Consider the following 26,133-nt stretch of genomic DNA (forward strand, 5'->3'; position numbering starts at 1 on the left):
CCACTTCCATTTTTTAAACGTTGCAAACTTTGCCTTCGGCATCAAGCATAGGGAAGCCTGCATGTTCCCACGCTTCCATGCCGCCGGTGACGTTGTAGAGATGCTTGAAGCCTTCGCGCTTCATGATGCTAATAGCGGTGCTGGAGCGTTTGCCAGTGGCGCAGGTGATGGCCACTGCTTGCTCTTTGGTCAGTGGCAGCGTGTCTAGCTGAGCCGGACTGGTAAGCTGGGGCACCAAGCGCGTGTATGGCAGAAAATGGGCTTTCTCGATGTGGCCTTCGTCCCACTCTTCGCTATCACGCACGTCCAGCACTTGCAGTCCGTTGACCGACAGCTTGTGGTGCAGCGTGTGAACGTCCATTTGTGGAACCGTTTCAATATGCTGACCTGCTTCCATCCAGGCCTCGATGCCGCCAGCCAGAAAACCATCCACACGGCCATCCAAGGCAATGAAAGCCATCTTGTAAATCGCTTCCTGCGCTTCCTCGTCGCTGTTCATCAACAAAATCAGGGGCGCATCGTCCGGCGTCATCCAGCCAACGCGCTGCTCAAATTCGCTGCTCTCTAGCTGGACGTTAATGGCTCCAGGAATATGCCCCGCGCCAAACTGTCCCGAGGTACGGCCGTCTACCACCACATGCCCTTTTTCCATTAACTCGGCAACCTGAACGGCCGTCAGCGGTTTAGCCTTAGGAATTTGCTTGGTAAGCGGGAGTTTGCCCTGGTTTGTTGCTACGATGTTGAGAATATTGGCCGGTTTCAGCGGCTGATCATCCTGCATGTAGCGGACAAATTTTTCTTTGTCTTTGAACTTTAGCGAATCGTTGTAGCGTCTTTCGTATCCAACCGTCGTGGCAACCTTGCCACTCGTGACGCGGCCTCAGGTAGAGCCAGCCAGATGACCGGGATAGACCTCAACGTGATCGGGCAAATTCAAAAAGCGGGGGATCGAAACATCAAACAGGACCGGGGCACCTTCATCGCCAGCCTGAGCCAGATCGGGCCGGGCGACGTCCCCAACCATCACAAAATCGGCCGTGAGAATGAACCACGGCTCGTCGCCGCGTGGAAAATCGTACACAAGCAGGTTGATTTGTTCCGGGCGGTGGCCAGGCACATGGACAATTTCCATCCCCACGCCCCCCATGCGAATCATGTCGCCATGCTTCACGCGCGTGGCTTCGTAGGTGATGTCGGCCAGCTCAGGCAAAATTAGCTCCGCGCCAGTCGCCACTGCCAGCCAGGTCGCCCCCGATATGTGGTCGGCGTGGCTGTGCGAATCAATGACGTACCGAATTTTGGAGCCTTTCTTCTTAGCCATATCCAGGTAGGGCTGGATGTCCCAAAGGGGATCAAAAACGGCGCATTCGCCGGTTTGCTGGCAGCCGAGCATGTAAGCGGCACAGCCTGTTTCTTCTCGGATTAAGGTTTCAAACCACATCTGTTACGCTTCCTTGCACTGCCTTAAAAATAAGGGTCAGTATACTCATGGGATAAAAATAGTGGGTAAGGACATTGTAATGATTTGGTAAATGTTTATCTGCCAAAGGGTTCTTCTGGTAATTTGTACGCTTCTTTGATCGGTTTGAGTGGACGTTTCAGCCAATACGGCCGTCTCGTGCCATCCGGGCTGGTGTCCATTGCCGAGCGGGTCAGTGCCTTCCATTCTTCGTACACCTGCATCGATTTGGTTGTGTCCACCCAGACGTCACCGTGCTTGTCGTGCGGCTTCGCTTTTTGCACATTGATCGCCTTTTGCAGCCAGCAGTGCGCCCCACTGAGCGGGTCGGGATGCACCGCGTGGGTCAAATTTTGATGCACGCCCACATCCTTCCACCAAATGCGCTCGGTGTCCGGGTCAAACGTTTGCCACGACGACCCTTGCTTAAGAATGTTCAGCTTGTGTTCCGCGCCGTTTTCTTCCAGCCGCGCCAGTGCCGACATGCCAGGATTAACGCCCACGTCTTCTTGCAATCGCCAGCGACCCAGGTGATGGCTCATGGCAATCACCCCCGGCTTGATGCCTTCCGTCACCCACACCTTGTCTACAAAGTAGCCAGTCTCGGTTTCCACACGGATGAGGTCGCCCGTTTTTACGCCGAGGCGTTGGGCATCGCTGGGGTGCATCCAGACGGGATTTTTGTGGCTGATTTCGTAGAGCCATTTGGCGTTGGCGCTGCGAGTGTGGATGAGCGTGGGCAGGCGAAAGTTGGGCAGCAGCAGCATTTCACCTTGGCTGCGGTCAATGTTGTCGGGATGGACGTGGCTTTTGAGCGGCCAGGGGATGGTGTACTCACGCTCCGGCCAGCCCCAGTTGTGCATCGTTGGGCTGAAAAATTCCAGCTTGCGGCTGGGGGTTACTACGCCGACTTTGGCTTTGTCATCCACAATCACGCCGATGATTTTGCCATCTTGGTGGATGCGGCTTTTTTCATCAATTGTGAATTGTGAATTGTGAATTGTGAATTGTGAACCAGTCTCCAATCTCTGGTCTCCAGTCTCCAATTCTTTTTCGTAAGGGACGTAATTGTGAGATTTCACCTCAAAAACACCATATTTTTTCATATATGCCAGCGGGGTGAGGTTTTCGGCAGCGGCCGTTTCTGGCAGGCCGGGTACGCTGTTTTCAAAAATCCACTGGTGGTACTCATCCTGAGTGATGATTTCGCCGGGGCGGTAGGGGCTTTCAAAATATTGGCGAATGCCCAGGCTGCCGTCCGGGTCCATATTCACAGAAAGTTCGACCCAAAGCTCATTTTCTTCCCACACTTCGCCGGGATTGGCTTCCCAGGTGTACTTCACCTTTTGGCCCAATTTTTCCATCGCTACGCGGCGCACGGGCTGGCGGAAGGCGATCCATTGGCCAGAATGGGTTTCCTGGCTCATGAGGTCGTGCCGCTCGGCGGAGTGCCCCATCGGCAGGACGTAATCGGCGAACCAGGCGGATTCATTCCAGGTGGGGGTGAGGGCGACGTGGCACTTGATTTGCTCCTCGTCGCGCAGCGATTTGAGCCACATGAAGCCATCGGGATTGATCCACATCGGGTTGTAGACGCGGGTGAAGTAAACGTCAATGTCGCCGCGCCCTTCTTGCAAAAAGTGGGGCAGGAGGAAGCTCATTTCGTAATGGGCAAAGGGCCATTCGTGAGGCAAATGAAGCTCGTTCCAGGTGTCGCCAGCGGGCGGGCTGCTGAATGGCTTAGGCACAAATTTGCTCCAGCTGTTGGCATTCACGCCGCCGGGCGTGCCGACGCTGCCCGTGAGTACGTTCAAAAAGAAGAGGCAGCGTGCCACTTGCCAGCCGCCCAGGTTCCCAATGGATGCGCTGCGCCAGGTGTGGGTGGCGAGACGGCCGTCACAATTCCCCACCAGCCGCGCCGTCTCCACAATCCGCTCAATCGGCACCTGAGACTCCTCGGCGGCGCGTTCAAAGGTGAATTCGGCGTAGAGGTCTTTTAGTAGGCGATCGAACAGATCGAAATTGCGTTTTTCGTATTGCGTATTGCGTATTGCGTCTGCTAACTGATTACTGTTTACTGCTAACTGATTACTGGCTACCGCTTCCAGCGTCTCCTGCCAATTCACCCACCGCCGCACAAAATCTTTGTCATACAGGTCGTTTTGGATGAGGTGGTTGGCGATGGCCAGCAGGACGGTTTGTTCGCTGCCGGGCCAGGTGGTCAGCCAGACGTCGCTGAGGCTGGCGGTGTTGCTCAGGCGCGGGTCGAAGGTGATGAGCTTGGCCCCATCCATCTTGCCCTCGATGATGCGCTGGGCGTGGGGGTTGAAGTAGTGGCCCGTTTCCAGGTGGCTGGAGATGAGCAGGATGACGCGGGCGTTGGCGTGGTCGGGGCTGGGCCGGTCAAATGCGCCCCAGAGGTAGTAGCCCAGCCGTGCCCCGCTGGAGCAGATGTTGGTGTGGCTGTTGTGGCCGTCTACACCCCAGGCTTGAATGGCGCGGTTGGTGTAATGGTCCTCGCCGGGACGGCCAACGTGGTACATGATGCCGTCTTTCCGCTTCAGGCGGCTCTCGCGCATCTTGCCCGAAATTTCACTGACCGCTTCATCCCAGCTTATCCGCTTCCACTTGCCTTCGCCGCGTGCGCCGACGCGCTTGAGCGGGTAGAGGATGCGTTCGGGATCGTAAATTTGGTTGTGGGTTGCCGGGCCTTTGGCGCAGTTGCGGCCGCGGCTGCCGGGATGTTTGGGATTGCCCTCGAATTTCTTGATTTCCAGCGTGGTTTTGTCCACGTAAGCCAGAAGGCCGCAGGCGCTTTCGCAGTTGAAGCAGACGGTGGGTACGAGCATGTAGCGGCGAGCGATTTTTTGCGGCCACGCCTTGCCGTCGTACTCAACCCAGTTGTCCCAATATTCGGGTGGAGGGTATTGGCTGAGACGGCCGTCTGGCTGTTTCACGGTCAGCATGTGTACGTCGGACGGGGGCGCTTCGTTAAATTCCGGTAGGGCTTGTCCGGCGACGTTGGTAGGTTGCGTGGGTAACGGCCGTTCCCGTTCCGGCGGCGCACCGACCTTGAGCATGTTGCTGAGAAAGTTGATTACTGAACGATTTTCACTCATAATGGTGTCACTTCACTTTTTAGTAGATAAAGGTGCACAAATGGACGATTTACAAATCAAGATAACTGATGATGGTGTGTTAATTCCGCTGGACTATTTGCAAAATGCCCGCGAATTTGAGCTTGAAGTCCAAAATGGCGATGTTTTAATTCGCCCCAAACCTGCTGGCGAAAAGCTGCCGGTGCATGAGCGTTTTCCCTGGATTGGTATCGGTAACTCCAGCGATCCCACAGCTTCTGAGCGAGTTGAAGAAATCTTGGCCGCCGAAATTGATAAACGTTCTGGCTGGACACACAAACCGCCACTAGATGAAGAATCCAAATGAGCGCTTTGCTAGATACAGGCTTTATTCTGGCGCTCCTATCCACTAATGAAGTGGCCCATAAACGCTGTTTACAAGTGATGGAGAATGAGCAAGAACCCTTGATACCCACACCGGTTTTGCCAGAATTAGCGTACATGGCCATTCGCAATGTGGGATACGAAAAATTCATTACGTTTGTTCGCTTTGCGTTGTTGGGAAGGCCCAAATTGATATATCCTGTTGAGGCTGATTTCTCTCGTATTGCTGATCTCATGGAAAAATATGCCGACAGCAGGCTTGATTTTGTAGATTGTGCCATTACGGCGATGGCTGAACGACTCAACATTTCTCGCATCCTTACCGTTGACCAGCGTGATTTTCGCATGATACGGCCGTCTCACATCCCCGCTTTTGAAATTCTCCCCTGAGGCAAGTTGGATTCGGCCGTTTCCGTTCCGGCGGTGCTCCGACCTTGAGCATGTTGCTGAGAAAGTTTAGAAGACCTTGTTTTTCACTCATAATAATTTCCAGTGCTGCCTCGCGTATCATTCCATAATCTTTTCAAAAGCGGTTCGATAGTGGTCATCAATTCTGGTTCGTCACAAGTTATTGTCTCGATTGCATGAATATCTTGTTTATAGCTCACCTCAATGCCTCTAGTGAAATAAACTGGCTTATCGTTCTTAATCGTTTTTTCTACTTTAATTGTGATGTAAATGTATAAATCACTTTCGGTTAATCCGTGCTGAGAAGCAGTTGAAATCATCAAATGCCAAAGAGATTGTCCTGCTCGAAAATACTTTGCATATTCACTCTGCTTCAATTGTTCGACTAATCGAACCAAAGGCTTTACGTAATCCCAACCAGCAGAGGCTAAAAGCCTGTCATAAAATTCGGTAAGGTAATCCCAGGACTTTAAGTTTTTTTGTGCTAATTCTTCCGAGATATGCATCGCGTTGGCTATTTTGAATCTCCTGTGATGACATGACGAAGCAGTTTTATGCTTTTGTCTGGATGTACTCTTCAGGTGTAAGAACTTGTAGCGTTGATTTTCCCTGAAAATGCCGTGCATTCCAGGTGACGAACCGGGTTGCATTGGGCGTTCGTTCAGCCAAATTAAGAATTAGAGAATCCATAAATGGCATTTGTACGGTGCGCATTTTTTGATACGGCCGTTCAAATATCTCTTCTCGAAAGGTAGGTGCAGCCGTCGTAAGCGATGGATTCGTTGGCCAGATGATGAGCAGTTGGTAAGCATCAATTAACCAGGAACGCCACTCATCTAGTCGGTCTGGGGACAGGTTAAAGGACATCTTTCCCAGCAATTCGAGAACATTGTAGATGGTCGTGGCTGGTTGATCTGCTTGAACTTGCTCCAAGAAAATCGAGTTAGTTGCCTGTCGCTTATCCTTGTGAAAGGCAAAGGCCAGCCACAGCACATCCGTATCAATTACAATCATGAGCGTCCTCGTAAGGAACGCATCCCTTCTTCTAGCGTCTCATCCGGCGCGGTTTTATATTCTTCACGCACCTTTTCAGCTAAAACCAGCCCTTTTTGCCTGGCTTCTGAACTTGCGTCCGGGTAGGTGATGTGTAAACCTGCCAGCGAACGTTCAGCCTCCAAGAGCTTTTCGTATCGTTTATAGCCAATGATAGCCACGCGCGGTTCGCCATACCGCTCGATAACAACGTCGCCTTCAATGAGTGCCTTGTCCATAATACGGCCGAAATTTTGTTGCGCTTCACTTGATTTAACTTGCACGGTCATAGCTTCCTCGCTGTTCTCTAAATTACCTAACTTATCTATTTTAGATAATTTTATTGAATTTAGCTGTGCATGTCAATCTATCTATTAGCTATTTGGTATTTCCTGCGGAGCCATGACAAAGGCGTATTCGTATAGGTAGAGACCCGCTGCGGCAAAAACGGCCGCAATCGCCCCCACAACCACCACATCCGCAAACAACCAAACCAGCAGCAGCGGCAACAGATGCCCCAGCCCAATGCTGCCCAGCCAGAAATGGTTTTTGTAACGGCCGTGACTAATTTCGTGCGCCGCCTTGGCCGCCACTTCACTGGCGTGCGGGATGGAAAATTCGCCCACCAGGGTGACGAACAAATCCACAACGAGGGCAGCTACGAAAATGATCACACTCACTTCGGGCATGTCGCGGGGCAAATCCATGAACAAATCGAGCAGCAGCATCATGCCGGAGCCCATCATCATCGCTTGTACCACCAGATGGAAGGGCAGCAGCGGGCTTTGCCACAAATCGCGTCCTTCGGCCTGGGCAAAAAGAAAAGCGGTGTAAACGGCCACGCCAATGGCAAAAGGCAACCCCACCCAAAGGTAGACGGCACGTAAAGTAGGAACGTCATAGTCAAAGAGTAAACCGCCAAGTTCGTATAACCACCACAGACCACCAATCACCGTGAAGCCAATGAGCAGCACTGCGCCGCGCGCCAGCCAGCTTTTCCACTGCGGTCGCAGCAAGATGTACAAAAACCGCTCCGGTTTTTCCAGGTCGTAAACGAGCAGGCCGGTGGTGATGGCTACAAACAGTAGCGAGAGGAAGCCCGCGCCCACGGCCACGACCGGATCAAAGCTAAACCAGTCCAGCCCCCAGCCCAGCGCCAGGACCATGAAGATGCCCGCGCCAATGCCTTTAGTAACCAGATAGGCGGGCACGGGCCAATGCCACGGGATTTTGTGCTGGGCATTGTAGCCAACCTGAACCATGTGGTCTGCGACACGGCCGTTGCCAATCTGAATCGGCCCGGCCCACGGCTGCCCCTGTGTTCCCGGCGTGCGAATTAGCGTGCCATTGCTGTGGTGCGTATTGCGTAGCGCGTATTGCGTAGGAGGTTGTTTGCTTTTTGGGCTGGTTTCGTGAAGTGGAATTACGTCTGCCCACATGAAGGTTTCTGGGGTGCGCTCGGTGGCCGTGGGGTGCATGACGACATCGTTGCCCTCGATGTAGAACAGCTTGGGGGCTGTGCCTTGCTCGGGTTTGCGAACTGTTACATCTTGCGTTGCCAGCAGTTGGGCAATTTCACTTTGCGGGTCGTTCATGTCCCCGGCAATGATGGCGTGTTCCGGGCAGACGACCACGCAGGCCGGCTCTAGGCCGATGTCAGTGCGATGGGCGCAGTAGTGGCATTTTGCGGCCGTTCCGTCCTCTGGATCGATGTAGATGGCATCGTAGGGGCAGGCTTGCATACATGCTTTGCAGCCAATGCAGACGCTGCTGTCGAATTCGACAATGCCGTCGGCGCGTTGGTACATCGCCTGGGTAGGGCAGATGCGGGCGCAAGGCGGGTTGGCGCAGTGGTTGCAGCGCGTTACCTGAAAATGGCGGCGTGTGTCCGGGTATGCGCCAGTCTCCACATATTTGACCCAGGTGCGGTAAACGCCTAAGGGTACTTCGTTTTCACTTTTGCAGGCGGTGGAGCAGGCGTGGCAGCCGATACATTTGCGATTGTCGATGATAAATCCGTAATTTTTGGCGGCTGCTTGACTGGTGAGAGGAGAAATTTCTGTCATAATATCGCTAGGTGTGTCTTTGTAAAAGGCAAATGAGTGGCAGATGATTCTGTTTGGCCAATTATGCGAGGGTCGGGTCTGAAAGACAACCTGACCAATTTGTTTTTACTGAACCCTTGCGCCATTATTACAAAATCTTTACAAAGCTGTCTACGCTAAAGCCCATGAAATCACCACATATCCTTGTTGTTGAGGATGAACTGAGCATTCAAACCATTGTCCGCACTTATTTGGAAAGCGCGGGTTTTACCGTGACGATCGTGGATGACGGCCGTAAAGCTCTGGCCCAAGCACGATTAATTCAGCCTGATTTGGTGGTGCTGGATTTGAACCTGCCGGGTATGGACGGCATGGAGGTGGCGGCACGGCTGCGTGAGGCGTCTGGTGTTTACATTCTCATGCTGTCGGCCAGGGGCGAAGAGGCAGACCGGGTGGCTGGTTTGCGCATTGGGGCCGATGATTTTTTAACCAAGCCGTTTAGCCCGCGTGAATTGGTAGCCCGGGTAGAGGCTGTGCTGAGGCGTCGCAGGGAAACGGCCGTTTCTACCACACATTACGCCTTCCAACATCTCACTATCAACCCAGATAGCCACGAGGCTATGGCCGCCGGGCAATTGCTGGAACTTACCGCCACCGAGTTTCAGGTGCTGCTGGCACTGGCCAAACACGCAGGCCGCGTGCTTACCCGCGATCAGCTCCTTTCTTTGGTTTGGGGCAGCGACTATTACGGCAATGACCGCGTGGTGGACGTGTATGTGGGCCAGGTGCGCCGCAAGCTGCAAGACGCCACTGGTCAGTTGCTCATCGAAACGGTGCGGGGGATTGGGTATAAGTTTGTAGATCAGAGGAAGTAGGAGATTGGAGACCAGAGATTAGAGATTTGATAATCTCCAGTCTCTCATCTCTAACCTCCTTTTTGCGAGGAAGAATGCCCTGGTACAAGAGACTCCGCTGGCGACTGATTGGTTCCCAATTTTTGGTGGCACTGGTGGGTGTGAGCATCATGATGTTGGCCACGCGCATCATTATTTTGAACAGTGCGCCGGTGGTTTTACGGCCGTTGCTGCAAGCCCTGGTGCAAAATCCCGACACCCTTCTTCAAACTGAAGCCGATCTTACCATTGCCTTTCGCAACGCGGTTTTGTTTTCGGTGCTGTTTGCCGCGCTAGGGGCCATTGCCGCCGGGATGTTCTCCTCGTTTTTGCTGTGGCGTACCATCATTGCCCCCTTGCGGCAGGTGGCCGACAGCAGCCAGCGCATTGCCGACGGCCGTTTCGACGAGCGCGTCACCGTGCCAGAAAGCAGCGGCGAGGCGATGGCCAAACTTGTAACCAGCTTCAACCAGATGACCGCCACGCTGGAAGAAGTAGAGCAGCAGCGGGTTGCTTTGCTGGGCAACATCGCCCACGAGCTACGCACGCCGCTAGCTGGCTTAAAAGGGTACCTGGAAGGCTTGATGGACGGCCTGTTCCCGGCCAACGAGGAGACCTTTGCCTGGATGAGCCAGGAGGCGGATCGCCTCAGTCGGCTGGTGGACGACATTCAACATTTGTCTCGCATTGAATCGGGGCAGTTCAAGCTGGATTTTCAACGGGTGGATGTGGCCCAATTGGTGCAGCGGGTGACAGCGCAGCTTGCCATTCAGGCACAGAGCAAGCAGATCAGCTTGCAGATTTCTCCGCCTGCTCATTCGGTTTTGGCATTGGCAGATGTGGATCGGGCGGCGCAGGTGCTCATTAACCTGGTAGGCAACGCCATTCGCTACACGCCAGAAGGTGGGCAGGTGTGGCTGACTGTGCTGGAAAATGGCCGTTTTGCCGAAATTAGCGTGCAAGATGACGGCTTGGGCATCCCGGTGGACTCCCTTCCCTACATTTTTGAGCGGTTTTACCGAGTAGACCAATCCCGCTCGCGCACCAGCGGCGGCACTGGTATTGGGTTGACGATTTCCCGCCATTTGGTGCGGGCCATGGGTGGGGAGTTAACGGCCGTTAGCGATGGCGAGGGTCAGGGCAGCTGCTTTACATTTACATTGCCGCTAGCATAAGACAGTTCGAGGGTCTGACCCTATTGTCGTTCCCAAATTTTAGTTGGAAAGTACGGCCGTTTGCGATACCCTTACACGCCGAATAAAGTAAAAACGGAAGACAATCTCAAAGGGAGCAAATTAAAATGCTGAATTTTTTGCCAGCCCCCATCATTGGTGGTGTGGCTTCAATAGTCATTGCCGTAAACACTCTGTTTTGGTGCCCCATTTTATACCTGGTGGCCATGGCTAAGCTGCTCGTTCCCATCAGGGCGTGGCGCAGGCGATGTACCCAAATTGCCATTTGGTTAGCCGAGGCATGGATTAGCGGCAACAGTGGCTGGATGTGGTTAACCCAACGCACCAAATGGCAGGTTACAGGTCTGGAGGGGTTGAGTTATGATGATTGGTATCTCGTCGTCTGTAATCATCAATCTTGGGTAGACATCTTTGTGTTGCAGCACGTTTTCAATAAAAAAATTCCATTCCTCAAATTTTTCATCAAGCAAGAGTTGATTTGGGTTCCCATCATTGGTTTAGCCTGGTGGGCACTCGATTTTCCCTTCATGAAGCGATATTCCAAAGAACAACTTGCCCGCAATCCTGAATTGCGCGGCAAGGATTTGGAAACAACTCGCAAGGCGTGTGAGCGGTTCAAAACCACACCTGTTTCCGTCATGAATTTCATGGAAGGGACGCGTATCACCCCCGCTAAACACAAAAAGCAGCAGTCACCGTATCGGCATTTGCTCAAGCCAAAAGCAGGCGGCATTGGCTTTGTCCTGGGCGCAATGGGTGACCAAATTCAAACCATGCTGGATGTCACGATTATCTATCCGCAAGGCGTGCCGGACGCGTGGGCGTTCATCCGGGGTGAGCTAAAGGAAGTTGAGGTGATCATCCAGAAACGGCCGATTCCCATCGAATTTCGCAACCAAGATTACCAAAATGATGAGCCATTCCGCGAAGCGTTTCACGCCTGGGTGCGTGACCTCTGGTGGGAAAAAGACCATCTGCTCAATGAACGGCTGGGCGTGGCTGAACGTTGATTGAGGCAGGAGCGAAGTATGGGTTGCAAGTGGCATGTGTAACCTTTGGCTGCTCTTTATGAAAAATCCCTTTTTGCAACGGCCGTTTCCAGTTAGCCCGTCCATGAATCAGGTGCGGATCATGGATTTGCCGGGTGTGGCTGTGCCAGCGTGGGTGAAGGGAAAGCGCGCCTTTGAGCTGCTTTCCAGCTTTGCTTTGCGCCAGCGCGTGCAAGATTTTGCTAACCCGCTTCAGCTTGCGGCCAACGATCCCGACCTATTGGAAAAATTTGACGCTTGCCTAACGGCCGTTTCCTCTCAAATCCGCTCTGCTGCCCAAAAAATCGCCGAGGAGTACGGCCGTTCACTCGCGTATTTGCTGCTAACGTTGAAGCGCGGCGACGCGATTAACCAGCAGGCGCGAGCCGATTGGCAGCCCGCGCATTGGGCATTTTGGCGGCAAATTGAGGCGGTTTGGCTGGGCGGCGGATTGCTTTCGGGGAATCTGGGGCAAATGACCGTTCCGCTGGCGCATAAACTGATTCACCAAAATGGATTCCCAGAGTTCCGGTTAGAACTGGCTCCATACGGCCGTCATCTACCGCTGTTGGGTTTGGCCCGGACAGCACCACCTAACACCGAGGTGATGTTGATTTTTGATTTTGGACAGACGGCCGTCAAGCGCGGCGTAGCTTATTACAAAAAGGGTAGATTGGCACAAATCACGCTGCTCCCAAGCGTGCCGTCCCCCTGCGACGATGTGCTTTTCCCTAGCCAGGAGTTAGCCGAAATTGCCCAATTTTCGGAGTGGCTGCTGGATTTATTGGCAGCGACGTGGCAAGAAACGGCCGAATCCCAGCACCAACTGAGCCAGAATATGGCCATCAGCCTGGCCTGTTACTTGCTGAATGGCCAGCCGCGCCCGGAAGATTGGGGGTGTTACGGCCGTATGCAACACCTGACCCCCAATCTGCATCAATTTCTTAACGAGGGTTTGCGTCGGCGATTGGGGAAGGGTGCCTCTATCACTCTGTGGCACGATGGGGCGGCGGCTGGATTGAGTCAGGCTGGAGCAGCCCAAACGGCAGTTCTCACCTTTGGCACCGCTATTGGCATTGGCTTCCCGCCGACAGCGGGCACATTTTGCCCAGTTGATCCCGCTTTGATCATTCAGCCCCCAGTTTGATACACTAGGCGTATGCCCGAATTTTTTAACGTCCTCCCCCCTGATGAAGCCCGTGAGCTGTTATTTCAGCATCTGACAGCCGTCTTGCCCAGCAAAACAGTACCCACCCCTGAAGCAAACGGCCGTGTGTTGGCAACGGCCGTCACTGCCCCCCACGCGCTGCCACAATTTCGTCGCAGCACGATGGATGGTTACGCCGTCCGCGCCGCCAACACCTTCGGCGCGTCAGAAAGCCTCCCCGCCTTTTTGCAGGTGGTGGGTGAGGTGCCGATGGGCCAACCTGCCAAGGTCACGCTCGGCACTGGTCAGGCGGCAATTGTTCACACGGGTGGCATGATTCCCGAAACGGCCGATGCCGTCGTGCAAATAGAGCAGACCCAGACGGTGAGCGGTGTTCAGTTATCGGTAAGCGGCAATTACGCCTATCCGTTTGAGATTGAGGTACTGAAATCTGTGGCCGTGGGGCAAAACGTGCTGCAAGTGGGTGAGGATGTGCCGCTTGGAGCCGAAATTTTGCCACAGGGTCATATTCTACGGCCGCAAGACCTGGGTGGCTTGCTGGCGTTGGGGATTGTATCTATAGACGTGGTGCGCCGCCCGCGCGTGGGCATTTTGGCCACGGGGGATGAGGTGATTGCCCCAAAAGAAACGGCCGCACCCGGCCAAATTCGGGATATTAACAGCTACACCGTGGCCGGATTGGTGGAGCAGGCGGGTGGGGTACCCATTCTGGGGGGCATTATCCCTGATGAGTTTGCCACGCTGGAAACGGCCGCTGCCAATCTGCTGGCCGAAACCGACATGCTTGTCATGTCTGCTGGCTCCTCGGTGAGTGTGCGCGATATGACCGTGCAGGTGATTGACCGCCTGGGCAGCCCCGGCGTGCTGTTGCATGGCGTTGCCACGCGCCCAGGCAAGCCCACCATTGTTGGCGTAGTAGAAGGCAAACCTGTTTTAGGTTTACCCGGCAACCCCGTCTCGGCAATGGTGCAGTTCGATATGTTCGGCGTACCAGCCATTTACCATCTGCAAGGCGTCAAAAAGATGCCGCGCCGGGGGCTGGTATGGGCACAGCTTAGCCAAAATATTGCCAGTGAAACTGGTCGTGAAGATTATGTGCCTGCCCGTTTGGCAGATGGCCCTGAAGGTTTGCTGGCCACCCCGGTTTTTGGCAAAAGCAACCTCATCTACACCCTCGTCAATGCCGATGGGCTGATTAAAGTGCCGCTCAACAAAGGGGGGCTGCTGGCTGGGGATTGGGTGGAAGTTCGCCTCTTTTAGTTTATCCGCTCCGGCGTTCCGCAGACAAACCAAATCAAAAGCCCTGTGAGATTTGCATCCCACAGGGCTTTTTTTATCTACATCTAGATAGGCAATAGCCAGGTTTAGACTTTACGGGGCTGTTGCCGTGAACAAAATGGGCAGACCTGTAACAACCTCTGCACATTTGTCATGGTTGCTTACATTTGGTCCAGAGGTAAACACGAGTGAATCCCATTCACCTTCTGACCCAACACAGCTAATTTCATCGCCAATCGTAACTTCCATAGCGCCAACAGAAGCTGTTATACCACCATCTGCCGTTACAATTGCACTACCTGTGCCATCATCTTGTCCGTTGTAGAAAACTGATTGACCAAAGCTGGTCGGTTCTAATAACCCAGCAGAGTTAAACTCAGTGCCGACCATGATGTTAAGTACGGCAGTATCTCCAATAGCGATATTGCCAGCATTCCAGGTGAGACTTTCTTTAACCATGCCATCGAATGGGTCTGAAACTGGCAGAATTGTAACATTGCCTGGATCATCTGTTTCGAACGGTTGTGCTTCATTGCTGAAGGTGTCTTCCACAACAACGTTCGTCAGTTCCGTACCGCCACAGTTTTCAATTTCAATGGTGATCAAGAAGTAGAATAAATTCTCTTCATCCCCGTTGTTTTCGCCCTGAACTGCAACCGGAATGATGCCATCGGACAGGAATAGATCATCCGAGGTGCGGAATGGCCCATCCAGCGTCTTGGAAAGATTCAAGCAAGGTTCTGCCGGAATCGTTGGCGTTGGTGTTGGTGGCACCGGTGTATTTGTGGGCGGTACTGGTGTGTTGGTTGGGGTCGGTGGCACTGGGGTGTTTGTAGGTGGTACTGGTGTGTTTGTTGGCGTCGGTGGTACCGGAGTGTTGGTTGGTGTGGTTGACGGCGGTGGCGTGTTTGTGGCTGTTGGTGTGTTGGTAGCCGTCGGTGGTACTGGTGTGTTCGTTGGCGTGTTTGTTGGTGGTACTGGCGTGTTTGTTGGCACATCTGTTGGGGTTGGTGGTACCACGGTGTTGGTTGGGGTGCTGGTTGGCGTTGGCGGTGGGCCGTCGCACGGGCCAAGTTCGCCAGTGACCTTCATATCGTTGGATTGTGCGCCAATGCGAATACTGTTTGTCAATGGGAACGGAATGCCCAAAGCGACGTAATCCAGCGGAATTTCTACCGTTTCAAATGCTTCTAAAGGGACTGTAATAATGAAGTATTGGCTGAGAACGATGATGCGAATTGCTTCTTCGCCAGGCACATCAGACAAGTTTTCTATAGTTAAAGTGCCGCTTTCGCAGGACAGATCGAGGGTAAGCTGTGTCACAATTTGGTTGCCAGACGGCCGTGTGGCGTCGGGGTCGCCATTAGCACTGGCAAAATTAACCTGCCAGAAACTTAAGACAACAAGCCCTAAAAACCCTGTGAGCAGCAGCATGATTGTTGGCTTGAGGTGTTTTTGCATTGTTTACTCCAATTTTTCTTCTATGTTTTATGTTGAACCGGCAATATTTGGAGCTGAAAAGCTCCATGTTTTGAACAAACAGGGTTGGCTATATCTTTTTAACTTGGGAAATGGCACTTCTCCTTTCTCCGGCTTCAATTGGCACTATGAAGCAGCAAAGAACAACTTCTCTCTTTTGGCATCGTTCTCTCCCAAGTTAGATGCGGTTTGTCTAAATCAAAATGGATGATCGGACACGGATCAGTTGAATTTAAGCGGGTGCCAGGTTATTTGTCAACCCAATGGAGAAAATTTTAAACTTGGCGGCTACCACTCCGGCGTAATGTACCCAAAATGTAGATCGGTGCGCCTAGAAAGCCAGAGAGCCGCTCGATAGCAAAAACGAGTAAGGTCAGTGCTACGGCTTGTTCGCCGACCAGCCCCGCACTGGCAAAAAGGGCGGGGGCCAGACTTTCGCGAATTCCCAATCCGCCAATGGAGGGAAGCAAGATGGCAATGGAGAGGAAGGGAATGACCAGAATGTAGTGGCTGAATGGCACCTGGTAGCCTAACGCTAGCCCCGCCGCCGCAAACCAGCTAATCTGCATAAAGTTGAAGAGGATAGAGACGCCGATGGCTTGCCAAACGGCCGTCCAGCCACACGCTTGTACGGCCGTAATGACCCCCGCTACTTTGGCCCAAGCTGGCCGCAAACGGGCTGGCACCCAGCGGCCAAAAAGATGTACGAGCCGCCCTTCTAGCACAGCAAACCCACCGATGAGGCCGATAAGGCAAACGGCCGTTGTTTGCCAAAATAGCGTTTGCGAAAAATTGTCTGGCCGGAATGGCAGCGCGGCCAGCCCAATCATGAACAGTGCCAGTAGCCCTGTCGCCCGGTCGACCAGGACGGTGCCTGCGGCCGTTTCTGCCGGCACGTCTTGCGCGGCTTCCACGGCGCGCACCACGTCGCCGCTAAAGCCAGAGGGGAGCACGGAGTTGAAAAAGTTGGCCGCAAAGTAAAGCGAAACCAGTCGCCCAAATTTGATGGGTGCACCGATTCCTTGCAGCAGCAGCCGCCAGCGAAACGCCCGTACCACCAGACTGCTGTTAACCAGCACAAAGCCCATCACCACCCAGCCAGGCTTAGCTTGCAGCAGCCGCTGGCCAATATCTGCAAAATCAACTCGGGTAGAAACGTACAGCAACGCCAACAGCGTAATGCCGATTTTGAGGATAGTGCCGAGATGTTTTCGCATCGCGAAATTCTATCTGTTTTGCCCCGGTGCTGCCATCTCTTATAATCAGCCATCTATGAAAATTCTGGGTAACAAATTGGCGCGTTTGGGGCTTGTGATTACGGCCGTTTGGCTATTTTTCTTCCTGGCTCTGGACAGCATGGTCAGCGACAGCCCCACGATGGATGAGCAAAATCATCTGGCGCGGGGGGCAGCATTTGTACAGACGGGTGACCCTCGGCTCAGTTTGGAGCATCCGCCGCTGGTAAACAGCCTCAGCGGCTTGCCCTTGCTGCTGCTGCCCGATTTGGAACTGCCGCTAAACCATCCAAGCTGGACCCTGTTGCAGCCGCCGGATGTATATTGGTACATCTTTGCTGAGCAGTTTTTGTGGCAGACCGAGCAGGATGTGACGCAGCTGATCTTTTTGGGACGACTGCCCATTGTGTTCCTGACGTTGGGGCTGGCTTTGGTGGGTTTCCATTTTGCTAGGGCATTTTGGGGACGGCCGTCTGCGTACCTGGCATTTTTTCTGTTGCTTTTTGAACCGAATATTTTGGCAAACGGCCGTCTCATCACTACAGATTTGGGCGGGACGCTGTTCATGACGTTGGCTCTGCTGCTGGTGTGGTGCCTGTGGCAAGCGCCAGGCTGGCAGTGGCGGCGACTGCTGGCGGCGGGCGTGGGGCTGGGCCTGGCCTTTGGCAGTAAGCTATCTATGCTGACCTTTGTACCCATCTTGGTGGCGGTGGCCTGGCTGCCAATATTTAACAAAAAATCAGGCTGGCTCAGAGGCGTGGGCCAGCGGTTGTTGCAGCTGCTGGGTGCGGGTGCCATTTCTGTGGTGGTGGTGTGGGCCATTTTTGGTTTTGAGTGGGGGGCGTTTCGCTTTCCGTCGGAGATGTTGGCCGAGTTGAACCAATTTAGCGGGCCGATGCCCACCTTTTGGGCAGGGATTGACCAAATTGTGAACGTGAGCCGCGGGGGGAGGGCAGCGTTTTTACTGGGCGAGACGTCTACTGACGGCTTTTGGCTATTTTTCCCGGTGGCTTTTTTGGTGAAGACGCCACTGGTTTTGCTGGTTGGCTTGCTGGGTTTGGGTTGGCTGGGTTGGAAACGGCCGCCCAGCCGCCGCAGGCTGCTCTATCTCCTCATCCCGGCCATTTTGTACTTTGGTGTTAGCATCATTAGCGGGATCAATATTGGGTACCGCCATTTGCTGCCGATTTTGCCCCTGATTGTGGTGGGCGTGAGTGGGTTGCCAACGTTGTTTGATGAACAGTCGGTCGGCCGTTCCGCTGTGACGTTGATCTTGGCTGCTGGCATTTTGCTACCCAGCTTGCTCATACACCCACACTATCTGAGCTTTTTCAACCTGGCGGCGGGTGGCCCCGCCAACGGCGCGACGATACTGGCGGACAGCAGCAACGATTGGGGGCAGGATTTGCTGCGCTTGCAGGCGTGGCTGGCCGAACATGAGGAACCGTCTGTGCGACTGGGCTGGTTCGGTACGGCCGATCCGGCTTATTATCATATTGAGTTTGAGTCGATGCCTGGCTATCCCCGTCCTGAGTTTTGGCCTTTGTGGACCAATCCACCTTTTAATCCTGAAAATCCTGAGCCGGGTCTGTATGCAATTAGCGTCAGCAGCCTATTGGAAGTCAATTGGGCCCCACGTAATGTTTACGGCTGGTTCCGCGAGCATGAGCCGACGGATCGGATCGGGTATTCAATCTATATTTATGACCTCCGTTAAACTCTCTATAAAAACGGGATTTGTGTGGTGGGGAACGGCCGTTCTCCTCGTCGCCGCTATCTTTCGCCTGTTTATGCTGCACGACGTGCCGCCGGGTCTGGCCCAGGATGAGGTGCTCAACGCCGACATCGTGCAATTTATTCGTGGTGGCTACCATGCCCTCTTTTTCCGCGAGGGGTTTGGCCATGAGCCGCTCTACCACTATTTTTCTGTGCCATTTCAGGTGTTGTTGGGCGACAATGTGCTTTCGATACGAGTGCCTGCGGTGACGCTAGGACTGCTGCTGGTGGCACTCACGCTTCGCTGGGCGCGGCGGGAATTTGGGGTAGGTACGGCCGTTCTCACAGGTATCGGTTTGGCAGTTAGCTGGTGGCCGATTGTCTTTAGCCGCGTGGGCATTCGCCCCATTTTGGAGCCGGTGCTGCTGCTAATTTTTGCCTGGTTTTGGCCGAAACGGCCGTTGCTGGCAGGGCTGTTTTTGGGGTTAAGCCTCTACAGCTACACCGGAGCACGGGTGGTGTTTGCCATTCCACTGTTGTTGGCGATTTACTATTTTTTAACGCAAAGGCGCAAAAGCGCGGAGAGTTTCAAATTTGCCAAAGCGGCTTTGCTTGCTTTGGGCATGTCGGTTATGGTGGCGCTGCCGCTGTTTTTGACCTTGTGGGCGGACCCCACTTTGCAGCAGCGGGTGGATCAGCTGCTGGGGCCGCTGGCAGCGTTGCAAAATGGAGATTTCCAGCCAATTTTGCAGACCACAATGCAAACATTGGGCGTGTTTAGCTTTACGGGCGATCCGCGCTGGACGTATAGCTTGCCGGGGCGGCCGCTGTTTGATTGGGGCACGGCCGTTTTCTTCTACGCGGGTTTGCTCATTGCCTTGTGGCGTTGGCGACAGCCCCGCTATGCTTTTGCGCTCGTTTGGCTGACGGTAGGACTAATTCCCAGCGCGGTAACGCCACAGGCACCCAGCACGGTGCGGCTGGTGGGAGCGTTGCCCGTGGTGTATTTGCTGCCTGCGCTGGCGGGAACGGCCGTTTACGAGTGGGCAACCTCCCGGCAAGAAACTGCCGTGCGGCCAGCCCTGTGGCTGTTGCTATTGGCACTGGTGGGTTTCAACAGCTACCGCACCGTGAATGAAGGCTTTATAACCTGGGCGCAGGCAGAAACCACGCGCTTGAACCATTACCAGACGGTTTTACTAGACATGGCTCGCCATTGGCAATCTGATCCAGACGGGCATTTAGTAGTTGCCGAAGCCTTTTTTGAGCCAATCGACCGGGATTCACTCATTCGCAATTTGGGGCATAATCCGCAAGCCCGCTGGGTGCAAACAGGGGAAGGTTCAGCGGGAGCAATTGTATGGCCAGAGGGGGGAAACGGCCGTTTTTACGTCCCTGAATTTGCCGCCCTTGCACCCGACTTGTTAGAAATGGCAGGCATTGACAGGGTGCCCTCATTCCGCAGTGAAAACGTGCCATCATTTGCCATTTACCACCTGGCCACATCGCCGCCAGGGTTGCAGCCCGTTGAGCCAATTCGCTTTAATAACCAAATTACCTTAATGGGTTATGAGATTTTGCCACCAACAGAGGGGGAGGCACTGGTAGCTTACACCCTTTGGCGGGTAGAACAGGCGTTGCCATCTAATTTGGCCGCATTTATGCACCTAGTAGATGGTGCAGAGCAAATTATAGCGCAGCACGACGGCTTTGATGCGGCTCCAGTTACCTTGCATTCAGGGGATATTGTGTTACAGCGGCATGAATTGTCTGTAGAAATTTCTGAAGCGACAGAACCATACGATCTTTTTTTGGGTTTGTACCTGCGAGGCACCAACGAGCGACTGCGCTTGGACAACGGTTCCGAAGATCGTCTTTGGTTAACGTCACTTTTCTTTGACGAAAGATAGCACCATCGCTATTATTCCACACGTTTGTCACAAAAATTTTTCGGAGGGCACTCTCTATGTATTTTGGAAAAAATCAAAATCAATCATCCCGAAAAGGTGTGATTGTTTTTAGCTTCATGTTGGCCGTATTGGTTATTTTTTCGGCCGTTGGGTTTATGTCGGCAGATGCAGAGCGAACGGCCGTTTCTGCCATATCCGCATCACAACAGAACACACTCAGCTCAGATGCCATCACGGCGACTGATGCGATTAGTGCCACTGGCGTGATTTCCAGCAATATTACGTATCTGCCGATAGTTTTTACCACCTTCAAGATTGAAGTCTCTTTACCCAACTCGTCCAATCAGTGGACAGTTTCCTGGGATAAAGTATCTGGGGCTACAGGTTACATCATCCAGGAATCACAAGACCCCAATTTTGTGATGATTGCAGATGAAATTACGGTGGGCGATGTCGATTCTTATCAATTTGATACGCCGCTTTCATTTAACAATGTTTACTACTACCGTGTGCGACCCGTCTATCCCGATTACAATGGCCCTTGGTCAGACTCTGTCATGGTGATTGGTGGCTACCGGGATGACTTTAACAACGACACCTCCGGCTGGGTGCCCACGCGCCGCATGACTTACCTGGAGGAAACTGTCGTTCGGTACGGTTCAGGTAGTGAGGCGGGCAACCTTATCATCATCGTAGCGGACCGTTGGGATTGGCTGATTGGCAGCCCGCTCAAGCCAGCACCGGAACCGCCTTACGCCATCGAGTTTCGGGCGCGGGTGCATGATGCCTCGAATCTGGTTTCTGGCGGTGCTGTATTTGGCGGCGACTGGAATGGTGATGCCTGCCCTGAAATTGGCAATGTGTACCAAACAGACAACTGCTTCAACCATTTCTACAACTTTAACTTTATCTTTTACGGGCCGCTGAAGCTGCTGCATGAGCAGGTAAACAGCCTGGTTTGGTGCCCAACCTGTGGCGGCAGCCCCATCAAGCGCATTGGCCCCACGGTGGATGTGGATCCCATTTTGTCTAATGGCCCCTCGCTGGAATGGCACACGTATCGAATTGAGGTGCGAAACAGCGGCGTTCAGTTCTACCTGGATGGTGCGCTCAAGTGGACGTTTAGCGACACAACATATATCAACGAGCCATATTTTGGGGTATTCGCTTCTACAGATGAGTACAAACCTTCAATTTGGTTTTATGATTATTACCAAGTTACGCGTCTTGATTAGTTGAAGGGAATCGGCGTCTGATTTTTTAAGGTGGCTGGTGCTAGTGAGTGCCAGTCACCTTTGTTTTGTGATGGATGTGGGCATGAAAAATGGGCTGGTGTGGCGTAAGGGAAAATGGCTGGAAACGGCCGTTCTCCTCTTGTTTTTTGCCCTCTCCATTATTAACCTCAGTCAACTTGGCCCTACCTTCGATGAACAAGGCTTTATCACGCGCGGCTTGGGCTACCTGCGCGGTGAAAACCAGTGGATGCGTGTCGGACACCCGCTTGGTTTGAACGCCCTCAACGCCTCACTCCTTGCTGCCGACGATTCTGTGCAGCTTCCCGTAGACGATCCCTCCTGGCAGCTCCCCAACTTTCATCGCCCCTCAGAGCTGTTTTTGTGGGAGATTGGCAATGACGTGACGCACGTGATGTTTTTGGCGCGGTTGCCAACTGTATGGCTGGGGCTGCTGCTGCTGGCGTTAGTCTACCGCTGGGCGCGGGAAGTTAGCGGCAGGCGTTGGGCGGCCTTGCTGGCCTTGTCGGTGGCCGCGCTTGATCCAAATCTGCTGGCACACGGCCGTCTCGCAACCACTGATTTTGGCCTGATGACCTTTGCTTTTTTAGCTGGTTTTTTGCTGTGGCGGTTTGGTAAACGGCCGTCTTGGTCGCGAGCCATTTGGGCGGGAGTGGGGTTTGGTCTGCTGCAAAACACAAAATTTACAGCTGGGCTGTTTGTGCCGCTATTTGCCCTTGTGATGCTCATCACGCTTATTCAGTGGTGGCGGCAAACTACGCCAAAACCTGCACTTTTTAGCCGACAATCGCCACTGATCATGTTGCTGGTTGCCTATCCGCTGGCTGCATTTTTAACGCTGTGGGTGGCCTATGGCTTCCAGATTGGCACGCTGCCAGACAGTTTACCCACGCTGCCGCAGCTTTCTGGCCTCACTTTGCCGCTGTCGCGTCATTTGGAACAGCTTTTGGATATTGGGGGGCGGCTGCAAAAAAGCACGCCTGCCTTTTTAGCTGGCAGCTACTCAGATAGCGGCTGGTGGTATTACTTCCCGATTGCTTTTTTGCTGAAAACGCCACTACCAATGTTGATTTTGCTGCTGGGATCAACAGTTGGCTTGCTCTGGTTGGCGTGGCGACGCAAGTTGGCTGGCCGTTGGCTGACGCTGACGGCTCTGCTCATTCCGCCACTTGGCTACTTTGGCTTTGCCCTGACAACCGACATTAACCTGGGCTATCGGCATTTGCTGCCTGTATTGCCTTACTTTTTTGTGTTTGTGGCTGCGATGCTGGCTTGGCTACCCAAGTTCGGGCTGCGTCCGGCGGTTTTGGTGGGGCTGGTAATTTGGCTGGGGGGGACGGCCGTCATCCTACATCCTCATCACCTGGCCTTTTTCAACGTGTTTGCGGGTGGCCCAGACGGTGGCTGGCGGTATTTGGTGGACAGCAACCTGGATTGGGGGCAGGATTTGGCTGGTTTGCAGGAGTGGATGGTAGAAAACGGGGTGGATCATGTTTGGCTGAGTTATTTTGGCGAAGGACGGCTGTCCACCTACAACATCAACTTTACCGGGCTAGCCAGCTTTCCACCGCGACTGATGAACCCGCAGGCACGGCCGTTTTATCCGCATGATCCCGCCCCCGGCGTTTATGCCATTAGTGCTACGATGCTGCAAGGCGTCCACTTTGCCAATCATGATACTTTTGCCTGGTTTCGCGACAAAGAGCCGATAGATAAAATTGGCTACAGCATCTTCATGTTCGAAGTGTCACCGCGTGGCGAACCGACAGACGTGGTGCTGGCGGGTGTTCAGCTAGATGAGATTGCGCCAGAAGATTTTGCCCGCTTCCAAACCAACCAGGTGATTCCGCACTGGCTGGTCAGTCCAGACGCCTTTTTGTGGCCTGCCGCAGACGCATTTTGGCTGGTGGTCGCGTCTGATTTTGGGGCAGGTTGGGAGGTTGAAGCCGAACTTATTGCCCACCATGACCGCTACGCATTTTATTCGCTGCAAGATGTTGAGGTGAACACGGCCGTATCCCATCCCTTTATACTCGCTGGCAACAAAATCGATCTGCTTGCTGACACAGAATTGGTGCAACATCCTGACGTTATCCGGTTGACGACCCGTTGGCATAATCAAACTGGCCCCGTGTCGCTGAAAATTTACGTTCATTTGCTGGATGCGTCCGGGCAGATTGTGGCCCAGTGGGATGGTTTAGACATTGCCTGGGAAGGATGGCACACGAGCGATCTGCTGTGGCAGCAGCACGAAATTGCGTTGCCCCCGCAGCTTCCCGCCGGTGCTTACGATTTGCGCGTAGGGCTGTATGACCCAGCAACGGGCAGCCGCTGGCTTACGCCAGATGGCGCAGACTTTGCCCCCATCGCTACGCTGGAGCTTGGCCGATGAATCGCAACCGCCAGCCTGTTTTGCTGTTGCTAATCTTGCTGCTGGCCGCTTTTTTGCGGCTATGGCAGCTAGATAGCTTCCCGCCCGGTCTGTACCACGACGAGGCATACAACGGCCTAGATGCGCTCTCGCTGGTGCAGGGCAAACTGTTCCCCCAATTTTATGAAGGGTGGGAGCTGTATGCCCAAGAAGCCCACGGCGACAATCGCCCGGAACCAACGCGCTGGCCGATCTTTTTTGAGGGAAATTACGGCCGTGAGCCGCTGCACGTCTACCTGATGGCCGTCTCGATTTGGCTGTTTGGCGCAACGCCTTTTGCCCTTCGTTTGGTGCCAGCGTTGGCTGGCGTGCTGGCGGTAATGCTCACCTACTTCGCTGCCAGGGAATTACTGCAGCAGCCCAGTGGTACGGTGGCGCAAGATGCGTTGAAACTGGCCACAGTGCCTAAAAACGGCAATCAATCTCCAATCTCCAATCTCCAATCTCACATTCCCTTGCTGGCGGCATTTTTCATGGCAATTTTAATGCCTGCCATTCACTTTAGTCGCTTTGGCCTGCGAGCAATGGTTTTTGTTCCCGTAGAAATGCTCACCATCATCTTCTTCTGGCGGGCTTATAATCTAAGCCAGATCACCCCGTCACCCCGTCACCATGTCACCTTATCATTTTTGCTTGCGGGCTTCTTCCTGGGGCTTGGCATTTACATTTATGCGGCGGCGCGGCTGTTTCCGCTGCTGTTTGTGCTGTTTGTACCGTTTTGGGCGTGGCAGGATTGGTCTGGTTTGCGCCGCAATGTGTGGAATGTGGGCGGCATGACGGCCGTTTCGCTTTTAACTGCCTTGCCAATTCTGCTTTTCTTCTGGCGATACCCTTACTTTTTTGTCTTTCGCATTGCTTACGTGGCCAATCGGGGGCGGGGGACGGTGGCCGATCAGCCGCTGCTGACCTGGCTGCTGAATGTAGGGCGCGTTGTTCGCGGGCTTTACTGGCAGGGGGAGACTCATTTTCGGCATAATTTACCGGGACGGCCGTATCTTGACCCCATCCAGGCCATCTTTTTTACGTTGGGCGTGGTGCATACTGTGCGCCAAAAGCTAAACCCGCGCACCGTTTTTTTGCTGCTGTGGCTGCTGGTGATGCTGCTCCCCACCATCATGAGCGGCGACGCTCCCCACTTTGGCCGCATGACTGGCGCGGCCGGACCGATTGCGATTTTGGTGTCCGTGGGGGCTGTCTGGCTTTTTTCAGTAATCAATCAGTCGCTTGTTAGATACCGTTTACTGTTTACTGTTTACTGTTTACTGTTCGCTGTCAGCCTTGCCTTCACCGTGCGCGACTATTTTGGCCGCTACGCCAGCCATCCTCAGCTTGCCACCGATTTTTACCTGCCAGATTGGGAGTTAGGGCAGTTAGCCGCGGCACAAGGAGAGCGTACGGCCGTTTACCTGACACCAACCCAAGAGGAGATGGCTACGATCTTTTTTGCCCTGGCAGAACCAGACGATATTCGCAGCTTTAGCGGCACCGGGGAGCTGCTGCCGCTGGGGTTTACAGGTGAGCCAGTGGTGTATTTGGTACGGCCGTCTACACCAGAAACCATGGATCGTTTGCAAACTGCATTTCCGGCGGGTGAGGCGGGCGAGCCGTTGACTGATGTCACACCGTTTTTTGTACCGGCCGAGGCAGCGCGTCTGAACGGATTTCAAACACGGGAGGCCTTTTGGGGAGAGAAAATCGCGTTGACCGGGTATCGTGCCGAGGTGAAAGAGAACCAGGTGCGGGTGACGCTGGCCTGGCAAGCGTTGGCAGAAATGACGCGCGAATACACCGCCTTTGTGCATTTACTGGATGCGGAAGGCAATCTGGTAGCCCAGCTAGATCGTCCGCCGGAAGGATACCCAACCACCGTTTGGCAGCTGGGGGAGCTGGTTCAGGATACCTACACAATCCAACTGCCTGCCGATTTGCCGCCGGGAAGGTACATGGTGCAGACCGGGTTTTATCATTTACCGACGCTGGCTAATTTGGGGGAAGCGGCCGTTCTCACTACTATTCAATTGCCTAGATAAACCTATGCGGGTGGGCGGGGTTCTACTGATTTTGCACCGAATTTACGCGAATTAACACGAAAATTAGCGGTAATTGGGTGATGATCCAGTGCACTCTGAACTCCCAAGTGCCTA

At 53.7% G+C, this 26,133-nt stretch carries 21 protein-coding genes; 12 read left to right on the forward strand and 9 right to left on the reverse strand.

The features are described 5' to 3' along the window. Positions 1 to 13: 13 nt before the first annotated feature. From ACOQPU_RS06460 to ACOQPU_RS06470, 3 genes are all read right to left on the reverse strand, one after another. On the reverse strand, positions 14 to 781 hold the full coding sequence (locus ACOQPU_RS06460; RefSeq protein WP_420644306.1) for a rhodanese-like domain-containing protein: 768 nt from the start codon (positions 779 to 781) through the stop codon (positions 14 to 16). Between the two features lie 99 nt (positions 782 to 880). Then, positions 881 to 1,441 carry an MBL fold metallo-hydrolase gene (locus ACOQPU_RS06465; RefSeq protein ID WP_420644307.1) on the reverse strand — a complete coding sequence of 187 codons (561 nt, stop codon included), beginning with the start codon at positions 1,439 to 1,441 and terminating at the stop codon, positions 881 to 883. 95 nt (positions 1,442 to 1,536) lie between these two features. Next, complete coding sequence (locus ACOQPU_RS06470; protein WP_420645814.1) at positions 1,537 to 4,425, reverse strand: molybdopterin-dependent oxidoreductase; 2,889 nt, start codon at positions 4,423 to 4,425, stop codon at positions 1,537 to 1,539. 193 nt (positions 4,426 to 4,618) lie between these two features. Between ACOQPU_RS06470 and ACOQPU_RS06475 the strand changes: the two genes are divergently transcribed. Next, a complete protein-coding gene (locus tag ACOQPU_RS06475) occupies positions 4,619 to 4,903 on the forward strand; it encodes a hypothetical protein (RefSeq protein ID WP_420644308.1) in 285 nt (94 codons plus the stop codon). Beyond that, positions 4,900 to 5,310, forward strand: a complete 411-nt coding sequence (locus ACOQPU_RS06480) for a type II toxin-antitoxin system VapC family toxin (protein ID WP_420644309.1) — start codon at positions 4,900 to 4,902, stop codon at positions 5,308 to 5,310. Before ACOQPU_RS06475 ends, ACOQPU_RS06480 begins: the two co-directional genes overlap by 4 nt. A gap of 83 nt (positions 5,311 to 5,393) precedes the next feature. Here ACOQPU_RS06480 and ACOQPU_RS06485 read toward each other — a convergent pair whose 3' ends face one another. The 4 genes from ACOQPU_RS06485 to nrfD all read right to left on the reverse strand — a co-directional run bounded on the left by ACOQPU_RS06485 (position 5,394) and on the right by nrfD (position 8,426). Then, a complete protein-coding gene (locus ACOQPU_RS06485; protein WP_420644310.1) occupies positions 5,394 to 5,834 on the reverse strand; it encodes a hypothetical protein in 441 nt (146 codons plus the stop codon). A 46-nt stretch (positions 5,835 to 5,880) separates the two neighbouring features. Then, complete coding sequence (locus ACOQPU_RS06490; protein WP_420644311.1) at positions 5,881 to 6,342, reverse strand: hypothetical protein; 462 nt, start codon at positions 6,340 to 6,342, stop codon at positions 5,881 to 5,883. Next, on the reverse strand, positions 6,339 to 6,650 hold the full coding sequence (locus ACOQPU_RS06495) for a type II toxin-antitoxin system Phd/YefM family antitoxin (protein ID WP_420644312.1): 312 nt from the start codon (positions 6,648 to 6,650) through the stop codon (positions 6,339 to 6,341). Before ACOQPU_RS06495 ends, ACOQPU_RS06490 begins: the two co-directional genes overlap by 4 nt. A gap of 84 nt (positions 6,651 to 6,734) precedes the next feature. After that, positions 6,735 to 8,426, reverse strand: coding sequence for an NrfD/PsrC family molybdoenzyme membrane anchor subunit (gene nrfD, locus ACOQPU_RS06500; protein ID WP_420644313.1), 1,692 nt, complete (start codon positions 8,424 to 8,426; stop codon positions 6,735 to 6,737). Between the two features lie 164 nt (positions 8,427 to 8,590). On the opposite strand from nrfD, the gene ACOQPU_RS06505 reads away from it, so the two are divergent. The 5 genes from ACOQPU_RS06505 to glp all read left to right on the forward strand — a co-directional run bounded on the left by ACOQPU_RS06505 (position 8,591) and on the right by glp (position 13,947). Next, complete coding sequence (locus ACOQPU_RS06505; protein WP_420644314.1) at positions 8,591 to 9,280, forward strand: response regulator transcription factor; 690 nt, start codon at positions 8,591 to 8,593, stop codon at positions 9,278 to 9,280. Positions 9,281 to 9,354: 74 nt separating this feature from the next. Continuing rightward, positions 9,355 to 10,473, forward strand: coding sequence for a sensor histidine kinase (locus ACOQPU_RS06510; RefSeq protein WP_420644315.1), 1,119 nt, complete (start codon positions 9,355 to 9,357; stop codon positions 10,471 to 10,473). Between the two features lie 125 nt (positions 10,474 to 10,598). After that, entirely contained in the window at positions 10,599 to 11,501 is a 903-nt protein-coding gene (locus ACOQPU_RS06515) for an acyltransferase (protein WP_420644316.1), read from the forward strand. A gap of 58 nt (positions 11,502 to 11,559) precedes the next feature. Beyond that, positions 11,560 to 12,666, forward strand: a complete 1,107-nt coding sequence (locus tag ACOQPU_RS06520) for a hypothetical protein (RefSeq protein WP_420644317.1) — start codon at positions 11,560 to 11,562, stop codon at positions 12,664 to 12,666. A 12-nt stretch (positions 12,667 to 12,678) separates the two neighbouring features. Further along, entirely contained in the window at positions 12,679 to 13,947 is a 1,269-nt protein-coding gene (glp, locus tag ACOQPU_RS06525; RefSeq protein ID WP_420644318.1) for a gephyrin-like molybdotransferase Glp, read from the forward strand. A gap of 111 nt (positions 13,948 to 14,058) precedes the next feature. On the opposite strand, the gene ACOQPU_RS06530 is transcribed toward glp, so the two are convergent. After that, positions 14,059 to 15,426, reverse strand: a complete 1,368-nt coding sequence (locus ACOQPU_RS06530; RefSeq protein WP_420644319.1) for a hypothetical protein — start codon at positions 15,424 to 15,426, stop codon at positions 14,059 to 14,061. A 293-nt stretch (positions 15,427 to 15,719) separates the two neighbouring features. Next, complete coding sequence (locus ACOQPU_RS06535) at positions 15,720 to 16,661, reverse strand: lysylphosphatidylglycerol synthase transmembrane domain-containing protein (protein ID WP_420644320.1); 942 nt, start codon at positions 16,659 to 16,661, stop codon at positions 15,720 to 15,722. Between the two features lie 55 nt (positions 16,662 to 16,716). Here ACOQPU_RS06535 and ACOQPU_RS06540 point away from each other — a divergent pair, with 55 nt between their 5' ends. From ACOQPU_RS06540 to ACOQPU_RS06560, 5 genes are all read left to right on the forward strand, one after another. Beyond that, a complete protein-coding gene (locus ACOQPU_RS06540; RefSeq protein WP_420644321.1) occupies positions 16,717 to 18,396 on the forward strand; it encodes an ArnT family glycosyltransferase in 1,680 nt (559 codons plus the stop codon). Continuing rightward, positions 18,344 to 20,305 (forward strand): ArnT family glycosyltransferase, encoded by a 1,962-nt coding sequence (locus ACOQPU_RS06545; protein ID WP_420644322.1) that lies wholly within the window; start codon positions 18,344 to 18,346, stop codon positions 20,303 to 20,305. Before ACOQPU_RS06540 ends, ACOQPU_RS06545 begins: the two co-directional genes overlap by 53 nt. A gap of 56 nt (positions 20,306 to 20,361) precedes the next feature. Continuing rightward, entirely contained in the window at positions 20,362 to 21,540 is a 1,179-nt protein-coding gene (locus ACOQPU_RS06550) for a hypothetical protein (protein ID WP_420644323.1), read from the forward strand. Positions 21,541 to 21,622: 82 nt separating this feature from the next. Then, positions 21,623 to 23,950 (forward strand): ArnT family glycosyltransferase, encoded by a 2,328-nt coding sequence (locus tag ACOQPU_RS06555; RefSeq protein ID WP_420644324.1) that lies wholly within the window; start codon positions 21,623 to 21,625, stop codon positions 23,948 to 23,950. Continuing rightward, on the forward strand, positions 23,947 to 26,019 hold the full coding sequence (locus tag ACOQPU_RS06560; protein WP_420644325.1) for an ArnT family glycosyltransferase: 2,073 nt from the start codon (positions 23,947 to 23,949) through the stop codon (positions 26,017 to 26,019). Before ACOQPU_RS06555 ends, ACOQPU_RS06560 begins: the two co-directional genes overlap by 4 nt. Positions 26,020 to 26,133: the final 114 nt, after the last annotated feature.

The organism is Candidatus Leptofilum sp. (assembly GCF_965223285.1).
Classification (GTDB): domain Bacteria; phylum Chloroflexota; class Anaerolineae; order Promineifilales; family Promineifilaceae; genus Leptofilum.